Raw genomic sequence first — 2002 nt, forward strand, 5'->3', positions numbered from 1 at the left:
ATCCCGAAGGCAGCGCCGCATCGATCATGACGACGGAGTTCGTCAGCGTGCCGTCGGACTGGACCGTCGGGCAGACGCTCGACTACATCCGCAAGGTCGAGCGGACGCGCGAGACCGTCTACGCGATCTATATCGTCGATCCGACGACGCACCTGCTTGTGCGCTCGACGGGCCTGCGCCGGCTGATCACCGGTGAGCCTGACGATCCGATCATGACGGTGGCGCCGGATCACCTTCCGGTGACGGTCGGCCCGCTGACCGATCGCGAAACCCTGGCGCAGACGATTTCCAAATACGATCTGCTCGCCCTTCCGGTCGTCGACCATGGCAAGATCCTCGGCATCGTCACCATCGACGACATCATCGACACGATGGTCGCGGAGACGACCGAGGACGCGCACCGTTTCGGCGGCATGGAGGCGCTGGACGAGCCGTACATGAAGATGAGCTTCCTCGCCATGATCAGGAAACGCGGCGGCTGGCTGTGCGCGCTGTTCATCTCGGAGATGCTGACGGCCAACGCCATGCAGAGCTATGAGGGCGAGCTGGAGAAGGCGATCGTGCTGACGCTGTTCATCCCGCTGATCATGAGCTCCGGCGGCAATTCCGGCTCGCAGGCGACCTCGCTGGTCATCCGCGCGCTGGCGCTGCGCGAGATCGGTCTTGGCGACTGGTGGCGGGTGGCGCTGCGTGAGCTGCCCACCGGCTTGGTGCTGGGCGCCATGCTCGGCGTGGTCGGCGTCTGCCGCATTGCGCTGTGGCAATATATGGGCTTCTACGATTATGGCCCGCACTGGCCGCTGATTGCCACCACGGTGGGTGCTGCACTGGTCGGCATCGTCACCTTCGGTTCGCTGTCGGGGTCGATGCTGCCGTTCGCCTTGAAACGTATCGGCTTCGACCCTGCCAGCGCATCGGCGCCGTTGGTCGCCACGCTGGTCGATGTCACCGGGCTGGTGATCTACTTTTCGGTGGCGCTGGTGATCCTGCGCGGCACGCTGCTGTAGCGACTATCTCCGCCGTGGCATGACCTTGCCGCGGCGGAGTTCCTCAACCCGGATTTGCCGTCAATCGACGCGCGCGCCGTCCTTCACGCGATAGGTCGGCTTGTACATGGTGACCAGTTCTTCCGCCGCTGTCGGATGCACGGCCATCGTACGGTCGAAATCGTCCTTGGTGAGGCCGGCCTTCAGCGGGATGCCGAGCAGCTGCGCCATCTCGCCGGCGTCCGGCCCCAATATGTGGGCGCCAAGCACTTTCTTCGACGCGCCATCGACCACCAGCTTTATCAGCATCTTCTCGTCGCGCCCGGACAGCGTGTGCCGCATCGGCCGGAATGTCGCGCGGTAAATCTCGATGTCGGGGAAGCGCTTGACGGCGTCGTCCTCCGCCAATCCGACAGTGCCGATCTCCGGCTGTGAAAAGACAGCGGTCGCGATCGTCTCGTGATCGGGCGCGGTCGGATTTCCCTTGAAGGCGGTTTCGATGAAGCACATCGCCTCATGGATCGCCACCGGCGTCAGCTGCACGCGGTTGGTGACGTCGCCGATCGCCCAGACGTTGTCGATGTTGGTGCGGGAATATTGGTCGACGGCGATGGCGCCGGTCTTGGTCATCTCCAGTCCGATGCCTTCCAGGCCCATATTCTCGGTGTTGGGAATGCGGCCGATGGCCAGCATCACCTGGTCGACGGTCAGCACCTCGCCGCCGCTGACGAGCGCGTCGAGCCGGCCGTCCGGCCGCTTGCGGATCCATTCGGACACGGAATGGCAGAGGATCCTTATCCCCTTTTTTTCCATCGTCTCGTGCAGCATGCGCCGCAGGTCCATGTCGAACCGGCTGAGGATCTCCTTGCCGCGATAGACCAGCGTGGTGTCGACGCCAAGACCGTGAAAGATGTTGGCGAACTCGACGGCGATATAACCGCCGCCCTCGATCATGATCGCCTTGGGCAATTCCTTGAGGTCGAAAGCCTCGTTGGAAAAGATGCAATGTTCATGGC

2 protein-coding genes are annotated in these 2002 nt (G+C 63.3%); one reads left to right on the forward strand and one right to left on the reverse strand.

Annotated features, from left to right (window positions below; all coding sequences use genetic code 11):
* On the forward strand, nt 1-1007 hold a 1007-nt coding region (gene mgtE / locus EN750_RS31750), incomplete at its 5' end, for a magnesium transporter (protein WP_127399059.1).
* Nucleotides 1008-1067: 60 nt separating this feature from the next.
* Here mgtE and EN750_RS31755 read toward each other — a convergent pair.
* A partial coding sequence (locus tag EN750_RS31755; RefSeq protein WP_127399060.1) for an FAD-dependent oxidoreductase occupies nt 1068-2002 on the reverse strand: 935 nt, incomplete at its 5' end.

Origin of the sequence: Mesorhizobium sp. M7A.F.Ca.ET.027.03.2.1, assembly GCF_003999175.1 — a bacterium.
Classification (GTDB): Bacteria; Pseudomonadota; Alphaproteobacteria; order Rhizobiales; family Rhizobiaceae; genus Mesorhizobium.